At 65.2% G+C, this 23388-nt stretch carries 21 protein-coding genes and 1 rRNA gene; 2 read left to right on the top strand and 20 right to left on the bottom strand.

The features are described 5' to 3' along the window. The 3 genes from CH296_RS21490 to CH296_RS21480 form a co-directional block, all read right to left on the bottom strand. Nucleotides 1-95, bottom strand: a 16S ribosomal RNA gene (locus tag CH296_RS21490); the annotation flags it as partial. A 583-nt stretch (nucleotides 96-678) separates the two neighbouring features. Next, nucleotides 679-1953: a tyrosine--tRNA ligase gene (tyrS, locus tag CH296_RS21485; protein ID WP_032394282.1), complete on the bottom strand. Its 1275-nt coding sequence runs from the start codon at nucleotides 1951-1953 to the stop codon at nucleotides 679-681. A 38-nt stretch (nucleotides 1954-1991) separates the two neighbouring features. Beyond that, a complete protein-coding gene (locus CH296_RS21480) occupies nucleotides 1992-2636 on the bottom strand; it encodes a DNA-3-methyladenine glycosylase (RefSeq protein WP_094685709.1) in 645 nt (214 codons plus the stop codon). Nucleotides 2637-2715: 79 nt separating this feature from the next. Here CH296_RS21480 and CH296_RS21475 point away from each other — a divergent pair, with 79 nt between their 5' ends. Beyond that, nucleotides 2716-3447: an ABC transporter ATP-binding protein gene (locus CH296_RS21475; protein ID WP_094685708.1), complete on the top strand. Its 732-nt coding sequence runs from the start codon at nucleotides 2716-2718 to the stop codon at nucleotides 3445-3447. Beyond that, nucleotides 3444-4199: an ABC transporter permease gene (locus tag CH296_RS21470; protein ID WP_094685707.1), complete on the top strand. Its 756-nt coding sequence runs from the start codon at nucleotides 3444-3446 to the stop codon at nucleotides 4197-4199. Before CH296_RS21475 ends, CH296_RS21470 begins: the two co-directional genes overlap by 4 nt. Before the next feature lie 63 nt (nucleotides 4200-4262). Here the strand turns inward: CH296_RS21470 and CH296_RS21465 are convergent, their stop codons facing one another. The 17 genes from CH296_RS21465 to infC form a co-directional block, all read right to left on the bottom strand. Beyond that, nucleotides 4263-4469, bottom strand: coding sequence for a Trm112 family protein (locus CH296_RS21465; protein WP_032394286.1), 207 nt, complete (start codon nucleotides 4467-4469; stop codon nucleotides 4263-4265). Between the two features lie 101 nt (nucleotides 4470-4570). Next, nucleotides 4571-7588 carry an AMP-binding protein gene (locus CH296_RS21460; protein WP_094632470.1) on the bottom strand — a complete coding sequence of 1006 codons (3018 nt, stop codon included), beginning with the start codon at nucleotides 7586-7588 and terminating at the stop codon, nucleotides 4571-4573. Nucleotides 7589-7696: 108 nt separating this feature from the next. Continuing rightward, nucleotides 7697-9145, bottom strand: a complete 1449-nt coding sequence (argH, locus tag CH296_RS21455) for an argininosuccinate lyase (protein ID WP_230596634.1) — start codon at nucleotides 9143-9145, stop codon at nucleotides 7697-7699. Continuing rightward, a complete protein-coding gene (locus CH296_RS21450) occupies nucleotides 9142-10341 on the bottom strand; it encodes an argininosuccinate synthase (RefSeq protein WP_094647846.1) in 1200 nt (399 codons plus the stop codon). The genes argH and CH296_RS21450 overlap by 4 nt, the downstream gene beginning before the upstream one ends. Before the next feature lie 51 nt (nucleotides 10342-10392). Further along, nucleotides 10393-10908 (bottom strand): arginine repressor, encoded by a 516-nt coding sequence (locus tag CH296_RS21445; RefSeq protein ID WP_037192611.1) that lies wholly within the window; start codon nucleotides 10906-10908, stop codon nucleotides 10393-10395. Then, complete coding sequence (gene argF, locus CH296_RS21440) at nucleotides 10905-11840, bottom strand: ornithine carbamoyltransferase (protein WP_094632456.1); 936 nt, start codon at nucleotides 11838-11840, stop codon at nucleotides 10905-10907. The genes CH296_RS21445 and argF overlap by 4 nt, the downstream gene beginning before the upstream one ends. After that, nucleotides 11837-13042 (bottom strand): acetylornithine transaminase, encoded by a 1206-nt coding sequence (locus tag CH296_RS21435; RefSeq protein ID WP_094647845.1) that lies wholly within the window; start codon nucleotides 13040-13042, stop codon nucleotides 11837-11839. The genes argF and CH296_RS21435 overlap by 4 nt, the downstream gene beginning before the upstream one ends. Further along, a complete protein-coding gene (argB, locus tag CH296_RS21430) occupies nucleotides 13039-13953 on the bottom strand; it encodes an acetylglutamate kinase (protein ID WP_094658413.1) in 915 nt (304 codons plus the stop codon). The genes CH296_RS21435 and argB overlap by 4 nt, the downstream gene beginning before the upstream one ends. Next, on the bottom strand, nucleotides 13950-15188 hold the full coding sequence (gene argJ, locus CH296_RS21425) for a bifunctional glutamate N-acetyltransferase/amino-acid acetyltransferase ArgJ (RefSeq protein WP_094685706.1): 1239 nt from the start codon (nucleotides 15186-15188) through the stop codon (nucleotides 13950-13952). Before argJ ends, argB begins: the two co-directional genes overlap by 4 nt. Further along, the gene (argC, locus tag CH296_RS21420; RefSeq protein ID WP_094685705.1) at nucleotides 15185-16240 is read right to left on the bottom strand and encodes an N-acetyl-gamma-glutamyl-phosphate reductase; all 1056 of its coding nucleotides are present in this window, start codon (nucleotides 16238-16240) and stop codon (nucleotides 15185-15187) included. The genes argJ and argC overlap by 4 nt, the downstream gene beginning before the upstream one ends. 52 nt (nucleotides 16241-16292) lie before the next feature. Beyond that, complete coding sequence (locus CH296_RS21415) at nucleotides 16293-16850, bottom strand: hypothetical protein (protein WP_094647843.1); 558 nt, start codon at nucleotides 16848-16850, stop codon at nucleotides 16293-16295. A 115-nt stretch (nucleotides 16851-16965) separates the two neighbouring features. Then, nucleotides 16966-19452 (bottom strand): phenylalanine--tRNA ligase subunit beta, encoded by a 2487-nt coding sequence (gene pheT / locus CH296_RS21410; protein WP_094685704.1) that lies wholly within the window; start codon nucleotides 19450-19452, stop codon nucleotides 16966-16968. Nucleotides 19453-19508: 56 nt separating this feature from the next. Further along, nucleotides 19509-20576 carry a phenylalanine--tRNA ligase subunit alpha gene (gene pheS / locus CH296_RS21405; RefSeq protein ID WP_094632466.1) on the bottom strand — a complete coding sequence of 356 codons (1068 nt, stop codon included), beginning with the start codon at nucleotides 20574-20576 and terminating at the stop codon, nucleotides 19509-19511. A 106-nt stretch (nucleotides 20577-20682) separates the two neighbouring features. Further along, on the bottom strand, nucleotides 20683-21489 hold the full coding sequence (locus tag CH296_RS21400) for an RNA methyltransferase (protein ID WP_094632447.1): 807 nt from the start codon (nucleotides 21487-21489) through the stop codon (nucleotides 20683-20685). A gap of 38 nt (nucleotides 21490-21527) precedes the next feature. After that, complete coding sequence (rplT, locus tag CH296_RS21395; RefSeq protein ID WP_032378959.1) at nucleotides 21528-21917, bottom strand: 50S ribosomal protein L20; 390 nt, start codon at nucleotides 21915-21917, stop codon at nucleotides 21528-21530. Nucleotides 21918-22004: 87 nt separating this feature from the next. Continuing rightward, a complete protein-coding gene (gene rpmI / locus CH296_RS21390; protein WP_032394297.1) occupies nucleotides 22005-22199 on the bottom strand; it encodes a 50S ribosomal protein L35 in 195 nt (64 codons plus the stop codon). 117 nt (nucleotides 22200-22316) lie between these two features. After that, complete coding sequence (gene infC, locus CH296_RS21385) at nucleotides 22317-23057, bottom strand: translation initiation factor IF-3 (RefSeq protein WP_045199680.1); 741 nt, start codon at nucleotides 23055-23057, stop codon at nucleotides 22317-22319. Nucleotides 23058-23388: the final 331 nt, after the last annotated feature.

The raw sequence follows: 23388 nt of genomic DNA, 5'->3' as shown, positions 1-23388 counted from the left end.
CCGCTCGTGTACCCCGAAAGGCCTTACCGCTCGACTTGCATGTGTTAAGCACGCCGCCAGCGTTCGTCCTGAGCCAGGATCAAACTCTCCGTAAAAGACTCTCGATCAACAGCCGAAACTGCAAATCAGTCATAAACATAAAGAGTCAAATCACTAGCAAAAAAACTCAACTAGCAAAACAAACAAAACCCTCTCACCTCAGACGGGAAGAATGAAGCAAGAAGATGTCACACCCATACCCCAAAAGGCATGAGCGCCAAAAACATTCGGCACTGACATTCATCGACACACTGTTGAGTTCTCAAAGAACACGCACACACCATTCACCATCGAGCTGAAGCTCGTGGGTGTCCGGGGCAACCGTTCCAGCTTAGATCAGATGATCGAGCGCAGTCAAACTGGCTTCTCATCCGTGAAGGGGTCGAAATCTTGCGATCCGATCGACTTCATCTTGTCGAAGGCGAACTCCGCGTCGCTCAGGCCTTGCGGTCTGGGCTGGCGTCCGTGTCGCTCTGACCTGGACAAAGTTACGCCCCGGATAACAACGCGTCAAATCCCCAGGTCGTTCACGGATAGTTCGCGTGAACGACCTGGTCGCACCGCGTCACTTACCCACCTGACGGGCGTCGTAACCAAATTACACGGATGTGACTCCGGCCACTGGCAGCCATCGAAAATCTAGCCGAGGATTCGGGCTCCGGCGAAGTTCCGCTTTCCGCGTCGCACCACCAACCACCGGCCGTGCAGGAGATCGTCCGCGCCGGGCGTCCACTCCTCGTCGGAGATCTTGACGTTGTTGACCGATGCGCCACCCTCCTTGACCGCGCGTCGGGCAGCGCCCTTGCTTTCGCTCAACCCGGTAGCGACGAGCAGATCGATGATGGTGTTCGGCGCACCCGCTTCGATATCCGCCACAGACGCTTCCTGTAGCGCGGCGGCGAGCGTCTTCTCGTCGAGTTCCGTCAGTTCGGCCCGCCCGAAGAGCGCCTGGCTGGCGAGTTCGACCGATCGCGTCGCCGCTTCACCGTGGACAAGCGTGGTCATCTCTGCGGCCAAGCGCTTCTGCGCTTCGCGCGCGTGCGGACGCTCGGTGGTCGCCGACTCGAGTTCTGCCAACTCGTCCTTGGACAGGAAAGTGAACCAGCGCAGGTACTTCACCACATCCGCGTCACCGGTATTCACGAAGTACTGGTACCAGGCGTACGGGCTCGTCATCTCCGGGTCGAGCCACAGGCTGCCGCCGCCGGTGGATTTACCGAACTTCTTCCCATCGGCGGACGTGACCAGCGGAACCGTCATTGCATGGACCGACTCGGCGTCTTGACGCCGGTTGAGTTCCACCCCGGCGATGATGTTTCCCCACTGATCGGAGCCACCGATCTGGAGGCTGCAGCCGTACTGGCGGCGAAGCTGCACGTAGTCGTTCGCCTGCAGCAGCATGTAGCTGAACTCGGTGTACGACATTCCGTCGCTCTCGAGCCTGTTCTTGACCGTCTCGCGAGCAAGCATCACGTTGATCGAGAAGTGCTTGCCGATGTCGCGGAGAAAGTCGATCGCGGACAATTCCCCCGTCCAGGCCAGGTTGTTCACCACCACTGCGCCAGTCGGGCTCTCGTCCATATCGACGAACCGCTCGAGCTGGCCACGGATACGCGACGCCCAGTCGGTGACGACCTCGCGGGAATTCATGGTCCGCTCCCCCACATCGCGCGGGTCACCGATGAGTCCTGTGGCACCACCGGCGAGAACGATCGGACGGTGGCCTGCCCGCTGAAAACGCTTGAGCGCCAGCAACGGCACGAGGTGCCCTGCGTGTAGCGAAGGACCGGTCGGATCGAAGCCGGAGTACAGCGTGATCGGGCCCTCGGATGTGGCCTTCTTCAGCGCGTCCACATCTGTGGACTGCGCGATCAGTCCACGCCAGGTCATTTCGTCGATGATGTTCTCACTCACGACGTCGATTCTCCTGCATGGACGCATCCACACGTCGGTCAGGCCTCCGAGCCACCGGGCGCGGCGGCGCGAGGACTCCGTTTGTAGCTCGATACCGACGGTGACCCGAGCACCCAGAAGCGCCACGGACGATCGGCCGCGGCACTCACCCCCACCCGTGGGCCGGATCCAACTACCTTCTCGTGCAGCGGGCGTTCGAGAAGGTCGAGGGTGAGGGGCGACGACGCGTCGAACACGTCCTTTCCGTTGTCTTCCAGCGAGACGCCCATTGCTCGACCGAGATTGCCCGGCCCGCGGGCCCAACCGGCCTCGACCCGCGCCGATCGTGGGCCGCGGTCGGCACGCCTGCTCTCGACGACGTGGTGGCCCGCCACCACCTCACCCGCACGAAGCAACACAGCAGCGGCCGTACCGTCCGGGCCGCAGCTCACGTTCACACAGAGATGCATTCCGTAACTCAGGTAGACGTAGAGACGACCTGCAGGACCGAACATCACCTCGTTGCGAGCGGTCTGCCCCCGGAAGGAATGCGCGGCCGGATCGGGCCACGGACCGTCGAGCGGACCACCGTAGGCCTCGACTTCGACGATGCGCACGGACACGTCGCCCACGGTGATGGTTCCACCGAGGATGCGTCGCGCTGCGTCGTCGGGCTCCCCGGTCTCCAACTCAACGGCATTCATCCCTCCCATGATGCTTCGCCCTTGACCACCGAGCGCGACGGGGCTACTACTGCAACATCCGACGAGTCTGGAGGCCGACATGGCGTTCACCGGTGAACACGCCGTCGACATCACAGGGCTGACGGTTCGCCGCGGCAAACGAACGGTGCTGCGCAGTTTGTCCCTGACGATCCCTCGTGGAGCCATCACGGGACTTCTCGGTCCGTCGGGCTGCGGCAAGACGACTCTGATGCGTGCGATCGTCGGCACTCAGATCGTGGACAGCGGAACCGTGACAGTCCTCGGATCTCCGGCTGGCTCGGCACCATTGCGCCGCACGGTCGGCTACGTGACCCAGGCGCCGAGTGTCTATCGAGATCTCACCGTTCGGGAGAACGTGCAGTACTTCGGGTCGCTGTACGGTCGCCGCGGCGCGGACGTGGCGTCCGCCATCGAGTCGGTCGGCCTGGCCGACCACGCATCGTTACGGGCGGGCGAACTCTCGGGTGGTCAACTGGGGCGGGTATCCCTGGCCAGTGCGCTCATTGCCGAACCCGAGCTGATCGTGCTCGACGAACCGACCGTCGGCTTGGATCCCGTGCTGCGCTCCGAGCTGTGGTCACGTTTCGCCGATATTGCAGCACGAGGCACAACGGTGCTGGTCTCGAGCCACGTGATGGAAGAGGCCGAGCACTGCAGCCGTCTCGTTCTGATGCGCGACGGCACCGTGCTTGCCCAATCGAGCCCTGACGCGCTACTCGCACGCACGAACGAAACGACCCTCGATCGCGCATTCCTGTCTCTCGTCAGATCCATGGAACAGACATCGTGAACGCGCGGATCTATGCAGCCGGCACCGGCCGCATCCTGCGCCAGCTCAGAGCCGACCATCGATCGGTCGCCATGGTGCTGCTCGTTCCGTCCCTGCTGATGGTGTTGCTGTACTACCTCTACCAAGACGTGCCGACCCAGCCGAACCAGCAGTCGTTGTTCGATCGGGTCGCCATCACGATGCTCGGCATCCTGCCGTTCGTCGTCATGTTCCTGATCACGTCGATTTCGATGCAGCGTGAACGCACCTCCGGAACGCTCGAGCGCCTGCTGACGACGCCGATGTCCAAATTGGACCTGCTTGCAAGCTACGGGTCCGCCTTCTCGCTCGCCGCTGTCGGTCAAGCGCTGCTCGCGTGCACCGTCGCGTTCGGATTTCTCGGGCTCGACATCGAGGGCTCGGTCGGATGGGTTCTGGTGATCGCAGTCCTGGGAGCGATGCTCGGCGTCGCCATCGGACTGCTGTGCAGCGCGTTCGCTCGCACCGAGTTCCAAGCCGTTCAGTTCATGCCGGTCGTCGTGATTCCGCAGCTGTTCCTGTGCGGACTACTGGTGCCACGAGACCAGATGCCGAACTGGCTGAGCGCGATCAGCGATGTTCTGCCGCTGAGCTACCTGGTCGACGCGCTCCAGGAGATAGCCCGGTACCCCGCGGCCACCGGCCGTATGTGGACCGACCTCGCCCTGGTCATGGCTTTCACCGTCGCCGCGCTGATCGGAGCCGCCGCGACATTGCGTCGTAGAACCCCGTAGTCGTAGAACGCCGTAGTCGACGAACCCAGTGGTCGACGAACGCGGGGTGACCGACGGAAAGTACTAGGACGTGGCGCGCGACAGGATCGACTCGTGCTCGGCGTCGTCGACATCGCGGGCGTCGTCCGCGAGCAACACCGGGATTCCGTTCTCGATGGGATATGCACGCCGAAGTCGCGGGTTGTATAGCAGTTCCCCTTCGATCAACAACAGCGGTCCCTTGTCCACTGGGCACGCAAGAATGGAAAGCAGTGTCGAATCGATTGCCACGGGTGTCCTTCGTTCTGATCCGGTCGAACCGGAAGTGGTGTACTCGCTTACGCTACCGAACACGTTCCGTTCTGCACTGAGTCATTGCTATGACGTCATTGCTACGACGATTGTTCGGCGGCGGCTTCTCGTCCGACGAACCGCTCGGCCACAACAGCTTTCGTCATTCGACGATAGCTGTTCGACTCGGAGTCGTAGTACCACGAACGCGCACTCGGCGTCGGAATGCCGACCTGCTTCAACGCCGTCGCGGTCGGTCGGTACGCGCGACCCACCGGAATTTCGGGCACCACGTGCACGATCGCCGGACGCTCCGCCGGCAGGAGCACGCCGAGAGTGTCCGTCAACGCGCGAGCAGTGATCACGGCTTCCGGTTGCAGCGATATGGCGCAGACGGCCACCTCGGTGGCCGATGCCTCGACGCGCACCGATCGTGGCCGATCGGACGTCACCCGCACTCCGTACACCACAGCCGAATCGACCTGATCCAGGTCACCCACCGCGTCGACGATCGGTTGGGTGTACACCGGCCCGCAGGCCGATCGCACGACGGTGTCCTTGCGGTCGACGAGCCAGTAGTCGCCGTCGGAATCGCGACGGAACAGGTTCTCGGTGGGGATCCACGCGTCCGCGGGTTCGAATACTCCCCGCATGACGTGACTGGTCGCTTCGCCGTCTCCGCTCGGTCGGCCGAGGAGTAGTCCGATCTCGTCGTCGCGGCACTGTCGGACGAAGCCCTCGTCGTCCTCTTCGAGACGCCCGGTGATCGGGTCGTAGGCCGCCAATGCAACCCGTGCGCTACCGGGCAACGGGCGGCCCTTAGATCCGATCTTCGAGCCTGCGACGTTGGCCAGAATCACGTCGTTCTCGGTGGAGGCGTAGAACTCGAGTACCCGAGCCGGGCTGAATCTTGCGAGAGTGCGTCGCCACAGCCCCACCGGCATGCCGGATCCGATGAACAGCCGCACCGGGTGACCGGAGTCGACGGGGAATCGGCCGTCGTCGAGGATCTGACGCATCATCGTCCAGGTGTAGCTCACGACCGTGACGCCGTAGCGGTAGACCTCTTCGCTGAACCTCTCGGGCTCGAGACCACGCGACAGTGCGATCCGCGATCCGCCCGCGAGTGCACCACCGATCGTGACGAGGATTCCTGCCGAATGATGCAGCGGTGCAAGGCAATACACAGTATCGCCGGGACCGAGAGCAGCAGTGGTGGCCGTACCGAAAGCGGACAAGGCCCAGCGGTGGTTGGTGATGTATCGCGGTTCGAGACCGTGATCGGTAGTCGTGAACAGGATCATCGCCAGTTCGCGGGCACGACCCGGGTCCGGCTCGTACCACTGGGGCAAACGCACCGTGTCGGGATCGATGGCCTCGAGATCTGTGACCTCGTATCCGGACGGGACGTCGAGCGTCCGCGTGTCTCCGCCGCCGAGCACCAGGACGTTCGGTGTCACCGACACTGCAGCTGCCACGTTCTCCGGATCCGCGATCACCGTGTCGACGTCGACGGTCCGCAAGGCTGCAGTCAGGTCGCTGCCAGGCTGCAGCAGAACAGGCACCGCCCCGATCCGCGAGAGCGCCGCCATGGCAGCCAACGCGCTGGGGCGGGTCTCCATCAGCACTCCGATGCGCGACGCGGGCCGCACGCCGACGCTGATCAGACCGCGCACCACGTTGTCGATGCGAACGTTCACGGCATCGTAGGTGTGCACTCGATCGTCGAACAGGAAGCACTCGCCGTTCGGAGATTTACGTCCCTGTTCGGCGATCAAGCGGCCCAACGAGACTCGGCTGTGGGGCTGCATCTGCCCCAGGCGGGCGAGCCTCGGCAAGGTACGCACGGCTTCGGACGAGATCTCCCGGGTACCGCGCACCGCCCCCGTCGCGGCCGACGCCAGCCCGCGGCCGACACCGACGCCGACTTCGGCGATGGAGGCAGCGGTATGAATCAGTCGATTGGTGATCGACACTCCGCTGTCGCTGTCACCGTGATCCTCGCGTTCCATGACGCGGACCGCCTCGGGCCTGGGTCCGAGATCTTCCCGCCACCGAATCCAGTTTCCCGTCGTCGGCCACGTCTGCGCAGCCGCGGTACTGCCGACAACCAAGCCGAAATGGCCTGCGCGCAAGGTTGTTTCGAAGACCTGCGCACGCGGGGCAGCGCGCTGGATGCCGCGGACGGCGAGCGGTTGACCGATGTCGTCCACCTCGCCGACGAAGGCCAACACCGGCACCGTCAGTTCTGCCAGAGTCAACAGTCTGTCCTTGATGACAAACCCGCCGGTCATCATGCGGTTGTGCACGACGAACTGCTTCAACAACTCGGCAACGGCCGGGCCGGACCAGGCCACCCACCCGTCCATCGCCAGAAAGCGTCGCTGCGGCTCGCGTGGCAACAGTGCCTCACGGTCGTGCAACTGGCGTAGGAAATCCAAGCGCGACCGCACGGTCTTCGCCGGATCGAGCAATTGGAATCCCGTCCGCGCCATCCACCCCGACACGGCGAGCCGGGTGAACACATGGTCGGCCAGGAACTCCGCACCTCGCGTCGCCACTCCGGCCGGGATCCCGAGAGGCAAACCGGCGAGTGTATCGACCGGAGCCCCGAAGGTGATGAGACTGGCCAGATTTCGGCCGCCTCGGTAGGCGGCCGCCTGGTAGCAGAACATTCCGCCCTGGGAATAGCCACCCAGGTGTACATCGCGACCGGTGTGCTCGTGCACCTTGTCGACGACCTCGCTGATCGCCACCACGTGATCGGCGAGCGTGCGGCCCCATCCGCCTTCCTCGGTATCGGGCGAACCGAAGTCGACGACCCACGGATCCAACCCCATGCCGTGCAGGATTCCCGCCGCCCCTTGGTCGGTCGTCACGTCGTAGACGTCCGCGGAGACCATCATCGGAGGAATCAGCACCACCGGAGGACTGTCCGCAGGAACATCGTCGGGGAAGTAACGACGAAGCCGATACATCGGCTCGCGGTCCATCACCCGAAACGGTGACGGGTCCACCTCGGTCTCGAGCCCACCGAGACGGATGACCTCGAGACCGTTCTGCGCCGTGGCGATGGCACGGCGCAGTGGGCCGCGTACGGCGTCTGCATTCAGTCCCACAAGTACACTCCTGCGTTCGGCCCCGACGGAACGACCGGCATCGGTCTTCGCGTGACGAAAGCTTCTCACATCACACTCGACGAACCGGCAGGGATGTCGATTGCGCACTCAGTGCCGCAACACCGGTTCCTCGGCCCACGTACGCAGCATCGACGCCGTGGCTCGCACGCCCCCGAGCTGATGCGCCACCTGCACCGCGGCAGTGCCACCGCGGGCGTCCCGCGACGAGATGGAACCCTCCACCGTGAGCACCTCACGAACGGCCGGCGTGAGGGAAGGATCGATCGCGGCGAGCTCGTCGTCGGTCAGATCCGCCAGCCCGACGCCTCGAGCCTCGGCCGCTCGGACACAGGCACCCGCGGCCTCGTGAGCTACGCGGAACGCGATCCCCTGCCGCACCATCCACTCGGCGATGTCGGTGGCGAGCGTGAACCCGGCCGGTGCGAGTTCGGCCATGCGCTCGGTGTGGAATTCGAGCGTTGCCGTCAATCCCGTGAGTGCAGGCAGCAACAGCTCGAGCTGCGCCACCGAGTCGAACACCGGCTCCTTGTCCTCCTGGAGATCACGGTTGTAGGCCAACGGTTGTGCCTTGAGCGTGGCCAGTAGACCGGTGAGGTTTCCGATCAGTCGACCGGTCTTTCCGCGGGTCAGCTCCGCGACATCCGGATTCTTCTTCTGCGGCATGATCGAACTGCCCGTGGACCATGCGTCGGCCAATGTGACGTAGCCGTACTCGGGCGTGCTCCACGATATGACCTCCTCGGCGAACCGAGACAGATCGACCGCCGTCATCGCCAACACGAACGCAGCCTCGGCCGCGAAGTCGCGCGAGGACGTGGCGTCGATCGAGTTCTCGGCGGACGAGTCGAATCCGAGCTCGGCTGCGATCTTCTCCGGACTCAGACCCAGTGACGAACCGGCGAGAGCCCCGGAACCGTACGGCGACACCGCTGCTCGCGTGTCGAAGTCCGCGAAGCGCTGCACGTCGCGCAGCAACGGATGGGTGTGCGCGAGCAGATGATGCGCCAGCAACACCGGCTGCGCGGCCTGCGAATGTGTCTTGCCCGGCATGACGGCCGTCGGATGCGCCGCTGCCTGGGTGGCCAACGCGTCGACCACATCGAGAACGCCGACCGACACCCGACGGACGGCGTCGCGCAGCCACATCCGGAACAGCGTGGCGACCTGGTCGTTACGCGACCGGCCCGCGCGCAGCCGGCCCCCGACCTCGGGTCCGACGCGATCGATCAGCCCGCGTTCGAGAGCGCCGTGCACGTCCTCGTCGGAATCGGCTGCCACGAACGCACCGGAGGCGACGTCGTCGGCGAGACGCTGCAAACCGTCGAGCATGGTCTCGAGGTCCTGCGGGGTGAGCAGTCCGGCACCGTTCAGCACCCGGGCGTGCGCCATGGATGCGCGGATGTCGTACGGCGCGAGTACCCAGTCGAAGTGCGTCGACTTGCTCAACGCCGCCATGGCGGCGGCCGGTCCGGATGCGAATCTGCCACCCCAGAGCGAACCCTCGTTGGTTCCGTGTGAGATCTCCGAATTCGTCACAGGCCCAGGTCCCGCTTCGCGGCGATCTTCGACGAGAGTCCGTGCAGCTGAACGAATCCCTTGGCCGCGGACTGGTCGAACGTGTCGCCCTCGTCGTAGGTGGCGAGGTTGAAGTCGTACAACGACTCACCACTGCGGCGTCCGTTGACGATGATCCCGCCCGCGTGGAGGACCAGGCGGATGTCGCCGGAAACGTGCTCCTGCGTGTGCTGCACGAACGTGTCGAGAGCGCCCTTGAGCGGGGAGTACCACAGGCCGTCGTACACCAGCTCGGCCCACTTCTGGTCGGTGTGGCGCTTGTAGCGACCGAGCTCGCGCTCGAGGGTCACGTGCTCGAGCTCCTCGTGGGCCCGGATGAGCACCATGGCACCGGGTGCCTCGTAGATCTCGCGACTCTTTATGCCGACGAGCCGATCCTCGACGACGTCCAAGCGGCCGACACCCTGCGCTCCGGCACGAGTGTTGAGCTCCTGGATCGCTTCGAGTACCGAGACCGGACGGCCGTCGATCGCGACGGGGCGACCCTTGTCGAACGAGACAATGAGCTCGTCGGGAGCCTGGAAGTTGACCGTCGGATCCTCGGTGTAGTCGTAGACGTCCTTGGTCGGCGCGTTCCACAGGTCCTCGAGGAAACCGGTCTCCACCGCGCGTCCCCAGACGTTCTGGTCGATCGAGAACGGCGACTTGGTGGTCACGTTGATCGGGATGTCGTTCTCTTCCGCGAACTTGATCGCCTTCTCGCGCGTCCACGCGTAGTCGCGAACCGGTGCCAACACCTCGAGCTCGGGGGCGAGGGTGTTGAAGCCGACCTCGAACCGAACCTGGTCGTTGCCCTTGCCCGTGCACCCGTGTGCGACAACGGTTCCGCCGTGCGCCCGCGCGTTCTCGACGAGGTGCTTGACGATCAACGGACGGCTGATGGCCGACACGAGCGGGTACCGATCCATGTACAGCGCGTTGGACTGGATCGTCGGCAGGCAGTACTCGTCGGCGAACTCGTCCCTGGCATCGACGACGACGGATTCGACTGCGCCGCAATCGAGTGCGCGCTGACGCACGACGTCCATGTCCTCGCCGCCCTGCCCCAGATCGATGGCGACGGCAACGACCTCCTTGCCGGTCTCCCTCCCGATCCAGCTGATGGCGACGGAGGTGTCGAGTCCGCCGGAATAGGCGAGGATGACGCGTTCGGCCATGGTGTTCAAGCTCCTTCGTTGTTCTTGTTGCGCATGATGGGTAACCGGATCTCAGTTACCGCGTCGAGCAAGCTTTTCGATCTTGTCCGCGACCTCGCCACCGGTATGTGGCTCGCGGGCTATCAACAGAATCGTGTCGTCTCCTGCGATGGTCCCGACGATCTCGGGCATCGCAGCGCGATCGAGAGCGCTGGCCAGGTAGTGCGCCGCGCCGGGTGGTGTTCGGAGCACGGCCTGGTTTCCGCTGTGATCGGTGGACACCAACAACTCACCCAGCAACTTCAGGAGCCGATCGGTGCCTCCGGACACTCCGCGAACCGGGCTGCCGTCCTCGGGCACGACGTACACCCCCACTCCACCGTCGGGTGCGCGCAGCTTCACCGCACCCAGTTCCTCCAGGTCCCGCGAGAGCGTCGCCTGAGTGGTGTCGATTCCCTCGGCGGCGAGCAACGACGCCAGCTGCGGTTGACTACGTACCTGATGCGTGGCCAGCAACGCGATGATCCGCGCCTGCCTGCCCGCGCGGGTCGACGCCGTCAACGGCACCGCAGTGACGTCCTCGCTCATGGTCGACTGGCCTGTTCGAGAAGCCACACCAGCAGAGCCTTCTGCGCGTGCAGGCGATTCTCGGCCTCGTCCCAGACGACGCTCTGCGGACCGTCGAGCACCTCGTCGGTGATCTCCTCGCCGCGATGTGCGGGCAGGCAGTGCAGTACAACGGCATCCGACTGGGCCTTCGAGAGCAGATCGGAGTCGATTCGATAGGGCCGGAACGGGGCGACGCGATCGAGACCGTCGTTCTCCTGGCCCATCGACGTCCAGGTGTCGGTGACGAGCGCGTCGGCACCGGTGGCTGCCTCGACCGGGTCCTCGGTGATGGTGATGGTGGCCCCGGTTTCCTCGGCGCGCGCCTGCGCCGCGTCGAGTACGTAGCCGAGCGGCGCGAAATCCTTTGGCGCGGCAATACGCACGTTCAGCCCGGCCGTGACACCGCCGATCAGCAGCGAGTGCGCCATGTTGTTGGCACCGTCACCGAAGTAGGCCAAGGTGCGGCCCTGCAGATTTCCCTTGTGCTCGATCAGGGTCTGCAGATCCGCCAGAACCTGGCAGGGGTGGAACTCGTTGGAGAGGGCGTTGACGATCGGAATGGTTGCGCCGGTGGCCATCTGCTCGAGCCGCTTCTGTCCGAACGTGCGCCACACGACCGCTTCGACGTAGCGCGAGAGAACTCGGCCGGTGTCCTGCAGAGTCTCCTCACGACCGAGCTGTGTGTCGCGACCTGTCACGACGACGGCATGGCCACCCAACTGAGCGATGCCCATCTCGAACGAGAAGCGAGTACGCGTCGAGTTCTTCTCGAAGATGACACCGATCCCCTTGGGGCCTTCGAGAGGACGCTTCGAGAACGGTGCACGTTTGAGCTCTGCTGCCAGAGCGAGGATTTCGCCCTGCTGCTGCGGCGTGATGTCGTCGTCCCGGAGGAAGTGCTGAACGGTCATGGCTGATGAGCCTCCTGTGCTGCGTCGAGAATGGCCGGTAACGCCGTCACGAACGACGCGGCTTGCTCTTCGGTGATGATCAACGGTGGTGCGAGCCGGAGCACGTCGGGCTGTGCCGCATTGAGGAGGAAGCCCGCCTCGCGCGCGGCCGCTTCGGCCGCCGGTGCGACGGCGGCGGTGAGGACCACGCCGAGGAGCAGTCCCGAACCCCGAACATGGCTCACCAGAGGGTGATCGAGACTCTCGATCGAGTGCGCGATCGTCTTGCCGATGCTGTCCGCGTGCGAGATCAGATCCTCGTCGGCAACGGTGCGCAGGACGGCCAGAGCCGCCGCAGCGCATACGGGGTTACCACCGAACGTGGTGCCGTGCTTGCCCGGATGCAGCAACTCCCCCGCCGCTCCGATGCCGATGCATGCACCGATGGGCAGGCCACCGCCCAGGCCCTTGGCGAGCGTGATCACGTCGGGCACGATGCCGACCGACTGGTGGGCGTAGAACCATCCCGTACGGCCGATACCGGTCTGCACCTCGTCGAGGATCAACAGTGCACCGTGCTTCGCGGTGATCTCACGCGCGGCGAGGAGGTATCCCTCGGGCGGAACCACCACACCGCCCTCGCCCATGATCGGTTCGAGAAACACTGCGGCAGTATCGGAATCGACCACAGCTTCCAGAGCTGCCACATCGCCGTACGGAACATGCTGCACGCCTGCAGGCATCGGTTCGAACGGGATCCGCTTGTCCGGCTGACCGGTCAGTGCGAGAGCACCCATCGTCCGTCCGTGGAAGGACTTCTCGGCTGCCACGATGTTGGGGCGACCGGTCAGGCGAGCGATCTTGAAGGCCGCCTCGTTGGCCTCGGTTCCCGAATTGCACAGGAACACCCGACCGGTGGCCCCGGCACCGAGGTGCGCGAGCAACTGCTCGGCCAGCGCGATACCGGGTTCTGTCGCATAGAGATTCGAGGTGTGTCCGAGGGTGGACAGCTGAGCGGTGACCGCCTCGATCACCGCCGGATGGGCATGTCCGAGGATGTTCACGGCGATACCAGCGAGCAGATCCAGGTACTGCTTTCCGTCGGCGTCCGTCACCACCGCACCCTCGCCGCGCACGAGCGCCACACGGGGAACACCGTAGTTGTCCATCAACGAATTCGACCACCGCTGTTGCAGATCGAGGGTGGACTCGGTGCCGGTCATGGCGTGACTCCTGACGTAGAAGAATGATCGGGGGTGACCATGGTGCCGATCCCCTCACCGGTGAACAGCTCCACCAGCACGGAATGTTCGACGCGACCGTCGATGACATGCGCCGACGGCACACCCGCTCGAACCGCACGCAAACACGCTTCCATCTTCGGCACCATCCCGGCGTCGAGCGAGGGCAGCAACGCCTCGAGCGCGGACGCGTCGATCTCGGAGGTCAACGAGCTGCGATCGGGCCAATCGGTGTACAGGCCTTCGACATCGGTGAGCACCACCATCTTCTCGGCACCGATGGCACTGGCCAGCGCCGCGGCCGCAGTGTCGGCGTTGATGTTGTGCACGACGCCGTCGCGGTCGGGAGCGATGGTGGACACCACCGGAATGCGTCCTGCTGCAATGAGATCGAACACCGCAGCGGGGTTCACCGACGTGACGTCGCCGACGAGGCCGATGTCGGTGTCGATGCCGTCGACCAGCACGGTACGACGCGTCGCGGTGAACAGGTGCGCATCCTCACCGGAGATCCCCACGGCATACGGACCGTGGCCGTTGATCAGGCCGACGAGCTCGCGCCCGACCTGCCCGAACAGCACCATCCGCGCAACGTCCATGACCTCGGGCGTGGTGACGCGGAATCCGCCGCGAAATTCACCTGCCAGGCCGAGTCTGGTCAGCATGGCCGAGATCTGCGGCCCTCCGCCGTGCACGACGACCGGATGAATTCCGACGGTGCGCAGAAACACCATGTCGGCCGCGAACGCCCGCTTCAGATCGTCGTCGATCATGGCGTTTCCGCCGTACTTCACGACGACGATCTTGCCCGAGAATCGCTGCAGCCAGGGCAATGCCTCAGCGAGGGTGAAGGCCTTCTGCGCGGCCGTCAAATCCAGTGCGGCCGAGGTCATGACGAGTACGCCGAGTTCTCTTCGACGTACGCGTGCGAGAGGTCGGTGGTTCGAATGGTGGCCGACCCCGCGCCGAGACCGAGATCGATGGTCACCGCGATGTCGACACCGGACAGATCGACCTCGCGAGCGCCGGGCGCACCGACGCCGTCGATACACACCGGATCACCGTTGAAGGACACGGCAATTCGATCGGGATCGAGCTCGATCGGGGCGATGCCGATCGCTGCGAGCACCCGACCCCAGTTGGGATCGGAACCGAACAGGGCCGTTTTGGTCAGAGAGTCCCTGGCGACCGCGCGCGCACCGATCAGGGCGTCGTCCTCGTTCATCGCGCCCGAGACGGTGATCCGTACCCGCTTGGTGACGCCCTCGGCGTCGGCCATCATCTGGTCGGCCAGGTCGTCGCACACCGCCAGAACCGCCGCGTCGAGTTCTTCCTGCGACGGTGCCACTCCGCTGGCCCCGGAGGAGAGCAGCAGCACCGTGTCGTTGGTCGACGATGCGCCGTCGACGTCGAGCCGGTCGTAGGACAATCGGGTCGCCGCGCGCAGCGCCTTGTCGAGCTGGTCTGCGGTGGCAACGGCATCGGTGGTGATGACACTGAGCATCGTGGCCAACGACGGCGCCAGCATGCCTGCCCCCTTGGCCATGCCGCCGACGTTCCATTTGTCGGCATGATGAACAGCCGCCTGCTTGGGCACGGTGTCGGTGGTCATGATCGCGTACGCCGCATCGGTACCACCGGAAATGCCACCTGCGAGTTCGTGCACGACCTCGGTCACGCCGGGCAGCAGCTTGTCCATCGGAAGCCGGTCACCGATGAGACCCGTCGAGCAGACGGCAACCTCGACAGCGCCGGTCTCGGAACCCCAATTGCTCAGTGCCGACGCCACTTCCTCGGCCGTGCGGTGCGCGTCCTGGAACCCGGGCGCACCCGTGCAGGCGTTGGCACCACCGGAGTTGAGGATCACCGCACGCAGTCGACCGGTGGACAGCACCTGCCGAGACCACAACACCGGCGCTGCCTTGACCTTGTTGCGGGTGAACACACCCGCTGCCGCGAAGTCGGGGCCCTCGTTGAACACCAGGGCCAGATCGGACTTGCCACTTGCCTTGATACCGGCCGGAATACCGGCGGCACGGAAACCCGCGGGAGCGGTGACACCCTGTGTGCGCACGAGCTTGCCCGCAACCGTGCCGACGGCCTCCGCCTGGCTCCCGACGCTGCTCATGGCGCTACTCCTACGGTAGAGAGACCCTCGGTCTCGGTGATTCCCAGTGCGAGGTTCATGGATTGGACGGCGGCTCCTGCCGTGCCCTTGGCCAGGTTGTCGATGGCCGCGATCACGACGAGCAAGCCGGCGTCTGCGTCGACCGACACGCTCATCTGTACTGCGTTCGATCCGATGACCGCACCGGTCTGCGGAAGCCGGCCGGCCGGAAGTACGTGCACGAACGGCTCTGCGGCGTAGGCCTTTTCGTACACCTCGACGGCCTGTGCCTGCGTTGCAGTGGTGATCGCGGTACAGGTGGCGAGGATCCCGCGCGGCATCGGGGCGAGAACCGGCGTGAAGGACACCGCAACTGCGCTACCGGCGACGGCCGAGAGGTTCTGCACGATCTCGGGGGTGTGGCGATGCGCGCCGGCAACCGCGTACGCCCGAACCGAACCCATCACCTCCGAACCCAGAAGATCGGCCTTGGGAGCGCGACCGGCACCCGAGGTACCGCTCACGGCAACGATATTGACGCGAGGCTCGATGATGCCTGCGGCGACCGCGGGCGCGAGCGCGAGAGACGACACCGTCGGGTAGCACCCGGGAACGGCGATGCGGGTGGCACCGACGAGCCGCTCGCGGCCGCCCGGCAGCTCCGGCAGGCCGTACGGCCAACTGCCCGCGTGAGGACTCTTGTAGTACTTCTCCCAGGCCGCACCGTCGGTGAGGCGAAAGTCGGCCCCGCAATCGATGATCAGCACGGAATCGGGCAGCTGCAGTGCGAGCTCGGCGGACTTGCCGTGTGGGAGGCCGAGGAACACGACATCGTGCCCGGCGAGTTCGTCGACAGTGGTGGGACCGAGAACGCGATCTGCCAGTGGCAGCAGGTGGGGATGGAATTCACCCAGCGTCGCGCCTGCATTGCCGCCCGCAGTCAGAGAGCCGATGATCAACGAACCGTCGCGCACTCCCGGATGCCCGAGCAGCAGCCTGAGAATCTCACCGCCGGCGTATCCGCTGGCACCCGCGACCGCGACGCGCCGCGGCGTCGCCTCCGAAGTAATCATGCGGTTTATTATGCAGCATCATGCAAGCTCATTCATGAACGGGTCCGGTGTGTCAGCGTCCACCCATGGACTTGCGGATCTCGTCGAGCTTCCTGCGGCCCGCTTCCTGCCGTTCGTTCCACTGCTCATCGAGGTCACGGCCCGCCCTCGACTCACGGTCCAACTCCTCTGCGCCGACGGCTGTGCCCGCGCGCTGTTCGACCCTGTCTCGCACACCGTCCCACGTGGGCACCCCCGAATCGGTGAAGTCACCGATCGGAGCGCTCACCGCACCGGAACCGTATCCGGCACCGCCGGGCAGGTCCTCGACCAATTCGGCGTCGATGATTCCCGGTACCGTGCCACCGAGCGGAGCCCCCGGCGGTGGATCACCGAGCGGCTGGTCGATCCGCGGCTTGGTCACCTGCGGGACGTCGACGTCGGGGACCGTTCCGGGTGGGGCTCCACGATCGGGGGTGACCGGCTCCGGATCTGCAGTACCCAGCTCGGCCGCCAGAGCCGCCGCGGCAGCCGCCACCGGGGCCAACCGCGGACGACCCGACACTGCAGCGAGGATCTGCTCGATCACCTGCACATCCGTCGCCGTACCGTCTGTCCCGAATTCACTCATGCGCTGCTCCCGTCACCTGTGGCCACTCGTGACTCCACGCTACGGACACCCGAGCCCGGGCGTGCACGGATCCAACTGCGCAGCGGCGCCGAGTCCGCTGCGCAACTGCGCTGAGTCAACTGCGCAACTGCGCTCCGACGGCCTTCGATGCCGCTTCGACCGCCGAATCGCGGGCAGCCGTCGCCTGATCCTCGGTCAAGGTGCCGTCGGCTCCGCGGAATCGCAACGCGAACGCCAGGGACTTACGACCCTCACCGACCTGTTCGCCCTCGTAGACGTCGAACAAACGAATCGACTCGAGCAGGTCGCCACCGCCGATCGTGAGTGCAGCTTGCACCGACGCCGCAGGTACGGACGCGTCGACCACCACGGCCACGTCCTGCAACACCGCCGGATACGGCGACACCTCGGGGGCAGGGAGCGATTCGACGACGGGAAGAGCGCTCAAACTCAACTCGGCGGCACACGTGCGCGGCGGCAAGCCCGCCCGCTCCAGCACCGCCGGATGCAACTCGCCCGCGTACCCGACGACCTCGCCGTCGAGCAAGACCTCCGCGCACCGACCCGGATGCCACGGAAGATGCTGTGCTGCGCGAAGATCGACGTGCACCCCGGACGCCTCGGCAACGGTCCGCACCGCTGCGAAGGCATCGGCGGCCTCGGCCGCGCGACCGGGACCCCAGGGACCCGACAATTCACGCTGCCCGGTGAGCACCATGCCCACATGCACCGGCTGCGCCGGCAACGAACCGCGAAGCATGGCGATCTGGTCGTCGGTCGGACGACGATCGACCGGCAACGCGTCCACCGCAGCGGTGGCGTCGTGTCGAAGCACCACCTGAGCAATGCCGAACAGCGAGACGTCTCGCTGGCCGCGGGCGATGTTCCTGCTCAGCATCTCGAGCAAACCCGGAAGCACTGTGGTCGCGAGCTCGGGACGATCGGCCTCGAGCGGATTGAGCACCGAGGTGGTCGCGCGCCGCGGATCGTCCGCGTCGAGTCCCCACGTGTCGAACACACCCTTGGGCAAGAACACCGGAGGCAGCACCTCGACGTACCCGGAGAACGCGAGTGCCTTACCGACGGCGCGCCTGCGCTTCTGCTCGGCGGTGAGGCCACGACCGCCCGGGGCCGACGGCAGTACCGACGGGATCTGTTCGAGCCCTTCGAGGCGCAACACCTCTTCCACCAGATCGGCGCGCTGCACCAGATCCGGTCGCCAGGACGGCGGGGTGACGATGAGCTGGCCGTGTCCGCCGTCGTCGACCGACACCTCGACCCCGCAGCCGATCTGCGTCAACCGACGGGCAGCGGTGCCGTTCGGGTACTGCACTCCGGCGATTCGATCAGGGAGGTCGAAGTCCATCGTGATCGTGGGGTACTGGGCGGCCTCGCCGATATCGGTCAGCACGGGCTCGATCCGGCCACCGGCGATCTCGACCAGCAACTGCGCGGCCCGATCGAGCGCCGCCACCGGCAGTGCCGAATCCACGGTCCGCTCGAAACGCTTGCTGGCCTCGCTGGAGAGTTTGTGACGACGACCGGTGCGGAACACCGCGAGCGGATCGAACGACGCCGCTTCGAGCACGACCTCGGTGGTCGAATCGTCGACTTCGGTGGACGCGCCGCCCATGACGCCCGCCAACGAGATCGCTCCCGATCCGTCGGCGATGACGACATCCTCGGGATCGAGAGCCCGCTCGACGCCGTCCAGGGTGGTCAGCTTCTCCCCCGCATTCGCGCGGCGGACGACGAGGTCGCCGTCGAGCTTGGACGCATCGAACGCGTGCAGCGGCTGCCCGAGCTCGTGCAGCACGTAGTTGGTGACATCGACGGCAGCCGAGATCGGGCGCACACCGGCCAGCAGAAGTCGACGCTGCATCCACCAAGGCGTGGTCGCGGTCGGATCGATGCCGACGATCTTGCGCAGCGCGAATCGCGATGCGCCCGAGTTCGGTTCGACGGTGACCGGCCACGCGTCACCGGTGACCTCGGTGGGAACCGTCCGCGCCGGATCCACGAAGGGGAGATCGAAACTGCAGGCCAGCTCACGGGCGAGGCCACGGACCGAGAAGGCGTACCCGCGATCGGGGGTCACGTTGAGCTCGATGACCGAGTCCTGTAGGCCGAGAACAGCTTTGGCGTCGTCGCCAGGAGCGGCCGTGCCCTCGGGCAGCACCAGGATTCCGGAGTGATCCTTACCCAACCCCAGTTCGAGCGTCGAGCAAATCATGCCGTTGGAGTTGCGGCCGTAGGTCTTGCGCGACGCGATGGCGAATCCCCCGGGCAGAACGCTGCCCGGCAGAGCCGCCACGATCAGGTCACCCTCGGCGAAGTTCCTGGCACCGCACACGATTTCCTGCGGCTCGGCACCGCCGACGTCCACCAGGCAGAAGCGAATCGGCTTCTTGAACTCGGTCAGCTCCTCGATCGAACTCACCCGACCCACCACCAATGGGCCGGTCACGTTGTCCAGCGAGTCGAGTTCCTCGACCTCGAACCCGACCCGCACGAAACCGGCATCGAGCTCCTCGGGCGAGACGGCCCAGTCGGGAGTCCCCGCGTGCAGGACCTCGGTCAGCCAGGATTGTGGGACTCGCACGTGTGCTCAGCTCTTTCTTGTATCCGTGAAGAAGTGGGGCGGGTGGGAAACTTCCGTCAGGCCTGAACACCGAAGGGCAACGTGAACCTGATGTCGCCCTCGACGATGTCACGCATGTCCGGGATGTCGTTGCGGAACTGCAGCGTCCGCTCGAGACCCATTCCGAACGCGAATCCGGTGTAGACCTCGGGGTCGATGCCGCTGGCCTGCAACACCTTCGGGTTGACCATTCCGCAGCCACCCCACTCGACCCAACCGGCCCCGCCCTTCTTCTTCGGGAACCACACGTCGACCTCGGCGGACGGCTCGGTGAACGGGAAGTAGTTGGGTCGCATGCGAGTACGGGTGTCGTTGCCGAACAACGCCTTGGCGAACGCATCGAGTGTGCCGCGCAGGTGCGCCATGGTCAGGCCCTTGTCGATGGCAAGACCCTCGACCTGGTGGAAGACCGGAGTGTGCGTCGTATCGAGTTCATCCGTGCGAAACGTCCGTCCCGGGCACACGACGTAGATCGGAACCTCGCGCGAGAGCATCGACCGGACCTGCACCGGTGAGGTATGGGTGCGCAGTACCTGCCGCGAACCTTCCGGTGCGATGTGAAACGTGTCCTGCATCGTGCGTGCCGGGTGGTCGGGCAGGAAGTTGAGCGCATCGAAATTGAAGTGCTCGGTCTCGACCTCGGGTCCTTCTTCGACTTCCCAGCCCATAGCGACGAAGACGTCGGCTACCTGTTCGGAAATGATCGTGATGGGGTGCCTGGCACCGACGGGAGCTCGGTCGGTCGGCAGGGTGACGTCGATGGTTTCCGCGACCAGGATGGCGGCATCACGCTCGGCCGACAGCACGGCGCGGCGCTCGTCGAAGGCCTTCTGCACTCGGTCACGCGCTGCCTTGACGCGTTTGCCCGCGTCCGCCTTCTGGTCCCCCGGGATCGACCCGAGTGCGCGCTGTGCCAGTGCCAACGGTGCCTTGCCGCCCACATGGTCGATCTTGACCTTGGTCAGAGCATCGAGGTCCGACGCGTCGGCGAACGCCTGCTCGGCCGAGTCCACTGCGGATCCGAGCGCGGACTCCTCGAGAACGCTCGGATCCACCGGCTCGGTTCCGACATCTTTCTTCGCCACGACAGCTGCACTCCTCGAGTAATAGTCGGTGTCTGCCACGAAGGGTCGTTGCGCAGGCTTCACTCCTGCGCGGAGCAGACAGGTATCGATCCTAGGCGAGACGCGCTCACGAAGTTTCGGAGCGTCGCTGCACTCGGGCACTCGCGTACAGGCAGATCGCCGCGGCGGTGGCCAGGTTGAGGCTCTCGGCACGGCCGTGGATCGGGATTCGAATGCGGTGATCGGCATTGCGCGTCACGAACTCGGGCAGCCCGTGCGCCTCGTTGCCGAACAACCACGCGGTCGGTTGCACGAGGAGCTCATCGGCGTCGTCCAAGTCCACTTCGCCGTCGGCGGCCGTGGCGACGATGGTCAGACCCGCTCCGCGCAACGCATCGATTCCGGACTCGATCGACCGCTCCCGAGCGATGGGGAGATGGAACACGCTGCCGGCCGATGCGCGGACACATTTGCCGTTGTGGGGGTCCACCGAGTCGCCCAACAGAACGACCGAATCCGCTCCGGCTGCGTCGGCGACGCGAATGACCGTCCCGGCATTGCCCGGCTCGGCCATCTCCACCGGTACGGCCACCAGCCGCGGTGTTCCGGCCAACGCGCGGTCGATCGGGACGTCGACCAACTCGGTGACCGCGATCAGGCCCTGCGGGGTGACGGTGTCGGACAGCGCCTTTGCAGCACGGTCGGTGATCGGATGAACTCGTGCGCCACCGGCCTCGACGGACGCGATGAGGTCGTGGTGGCGCTCGCGGGCATCGGCGGTGTAGAAGAGCTCACGAATCAACCGGGACCGCGCCGCCTCGGACACCGCGTTGAAGCCTTCGGCGAGAAACAACCCGGTCTTCTTGCGTTCCGCGGCTCGAGCGAGCTTGACGGCCGAAACGACCCGCGGAGTTCGCTCGGTCAGCGAATCCACGGGCCGTTTCGGTGTTGAGTCGTCGTACGTCGACTCGCTCAGGCTGCTTCTCCGGCCGGAGCGTTGACATCGGCAGGCAGTGCAGCCTTGGCGATGGCGACCAGGCTTGCGAACGCCGCAGCATCCGACACGGCGAGCTCGGCGAGAATCTTGCGATCGACCTCGACGCCCGCGGCCTTGAGGCCCTGGACGAAGCGGTTGTACGTGATGTCGTTGGCCCGAGCTGCAGCGTTGATACGCGTGATCCACAGCTTGCGGAAGTCACCTTTACGCGCGCGGCGGTCCCGGTAGGCGTAGGTCAGCGAGTGGAGCTGCTGCTCCTTGGCCTTGGTGTACAGACGTGAGCGCTGTCCGCGGTAGCCCTTGGACGCTTCGAGAATCGAACGGCGCTTCTTCTGGGCGTTGACGGCCCTTTTTACGCGTGCCACTGGTAAATCCTGTCGATCTGGGGGCTTGTGAAACCCCGAATGGTAATGGGATGAAGCCGACCGCTATCGGTCGGCGGCCGGTCCAGATCAGATGCCGAGCAGGCGCTTGATCCGCGGTACGTCGGGCTTCTTGACGACGGCAACACCATCGAGGCGACGAGTCACCTTGGTGGGCTTGTGCTCGAGCAGGTGGCGACGGCCGGCCTTCTGGCGCAGGATCTTGCCGCTGCCGGACACCTTGAATCGCTTCTTGGCACCACTGTGGGTCTTCTGCTTGGGCATGAAATCCTCTTCTTCTTCTGATAGCTCTTCGGTGTTGCATGGCACAGCCGTACATCGCCACGGAAAAGCTGTGCACCGAAGCAGATGTAGGGCTGTCTTACTGGTAGAGCGCGAGGCTCAGTTGGTCTGCGCCGGAGTAGCCGGAGCTGCTGCGGCCGGTGCCTCGGCAGCCGGGGCTGCGTCGGCGGGCTGTTCCGGCGCGGGGGCCGGTGCGCGCTGGGCGGGCGGAGCCGCTGCGCTCTCCTGTGCCTTGACGCGAGTCTTGGCACCCTTATGCGGTGCCAGCACCATCGTCATGTTGCGGCCGTCCTGCTTGGCCGAGGTCTCCACGAAGCCGAGCTCCGCGACGTCCGCGCCCAGGCGCTGCAGCAGCCGGAAGCCGAGTTCGGGACGCGACTGCTCGCGGCCACGGAACATGATGGTGACCTTGACCTTCGAGCCGGCTTCGAGGAAGCGAACGACGTTGCGCTTCTTCGTCTCGTAGTCGTGCGCGTCGATCTTGGGACGGAGCTTCTGCTCCTTGATGACGGTGAGCGTCTGGTTCTTGCGCGATTCGCGCGCCTTCTGCGCAGCCTCGTACTTGAACTTCCCGTAGTCCATGATCTTGCAGACCGGCGGACGTGCGTCGGGAGCTACTTCTACAAGATCGAGGTCGGCTTCGAGAGCCAAGCGGAGTGCATCTTCAACACGCACGATCCCCACCTGTTCACCGCCCGGTCCGACAAGCCGGACCTCGGGAACTCGGATGCGATCGTTGATGCGGGTCTCAGTGCTGATGGGGCCTCCTAGGTAGTGCGGTGTGGTGTGTAACCCGACCGCCTGCCACTGGCACAGCCCGTCGCCGTCGATCCTCGACATTCCCTGCAGCGGTGCGTACCACTGCAACGAAAAAACCCTGCTCTCGGTGTGATCCGATAGCAGGGCCCGATGTCGACCGGTCGACCAGCACGACAACTATCGTCGTACAGTCTCCTCACTGGGAGGAAGCACGCAGGAAATCTGTGAGGATCTCCATCGTGCGACCGGACCGGAAGTAACTTGTTGAAGGCTACGTGCCGGTGGGAGTCGGGCTCCACTTGCTGCCTCCGTGCGGTGAACTCCATCGAGGAGCGCACGCCGAAGACGGTCGTCGAGTCACACTACCAGCAGATTCCCGAATCGAACAATCGAGCGGTGTCGGCCCCTTCTC

Source organism: Rhodococcus sp. 14-2496-1d, assembly GCF_002259365.1.
In the GTDB taxonomy this organism is placed as follows: domain Bacteria; phylum Actinomycetota; class Actinomycetes; order Mycobacteriales; family Mycobacteriaceae; genus Rhodococcoides.
This window is presented reverse-complemented; position numbering and strand designations above follow the sequence as displayed.

Bases quoted from the DNA above. Each gene is read 5' to 3' on its own strand.
- CH296_RS21480 (WP_094685709.1), bottom strand. From the start codon at position 2,636: ATGAATGCCGTTGAGTTGGAGACCGGGGAGCCCGACGACGCAGCGCGA.
- CH296_RS21475 (WP_094685708.1), top strand. From the start codon at position 2,716: ATGGCGTTCACCGGTGAACACGCCGTCGACATCACAGGGCTGACGGTT.
- CH296_RS21450 (WP_094647846.1), bottom strand. From the start codon at position 10,341: ATGGCCGAACGCGTCATCCTCGCCTATTCCGGCGGACTCGACACCTCC.
- CH296_RS21445 (WP_037192611.1), bottom strand. From the start codon at position 10,908: ATGAGCGAGGACGTCACTGCGGTGCCGTTGACGGCGTCGACCCGCGCG.
- argF (WP_094632456.1), bottom strand. From the start codon at position 11,840: ATGACCGTTCAGCACTTCCTCCGGGACGACGACATCACGCCGCAGCAG.
- CH296_RS21435 (WP_094647845.1), bottom strand. From the start codon at position 13,042: ATGACCGGCACCGAGTCCACCCTCGATCTGCAACAGCGGTGGTCGAAT.
- argB (WP_094658413.1), bottom strand. From the start codon at position 13,953: ATGACCTCGGCCGCACTGGATTTGACGGCCGCGCAGAAGGCCTTCACC.
- argJ (WP_094685706.1), bottom strand. From the start codon at position 15,188: ATGAGCAGCGTCGGGAGCCAGGCGGAGGCCGTCGGCACGGTTGCGGGC.
- argC (WP_094685705.1), bottom strand. From the start codon at position 16,240: ATGATTACTTCGGAGGCGACGCCGCGGCGCGTCGCGGTCGCGGGTGCC.
- CH296_RS21415 (WP_094647843.1), bottom strand. From the start codon at position 16,850: ATGAGTGAATTCGGGACAGACGGTACGGCGACGGATGTGCAGGTGATC.
- rpmI (WP_032394297.1), bottom strand. From the start codon at position 22,199: ATGCCCAAGCAGAAGACCCACAGTGGTGCCAAGAAGCGATTCAAGGTG.
- infC (WP_045199680.1), bottom strand. From the start codon at position 23,057: ATGTCGAGGATCGACGGCGACGGGCTGTGCCAGTGGCAGGCGGTCGGG.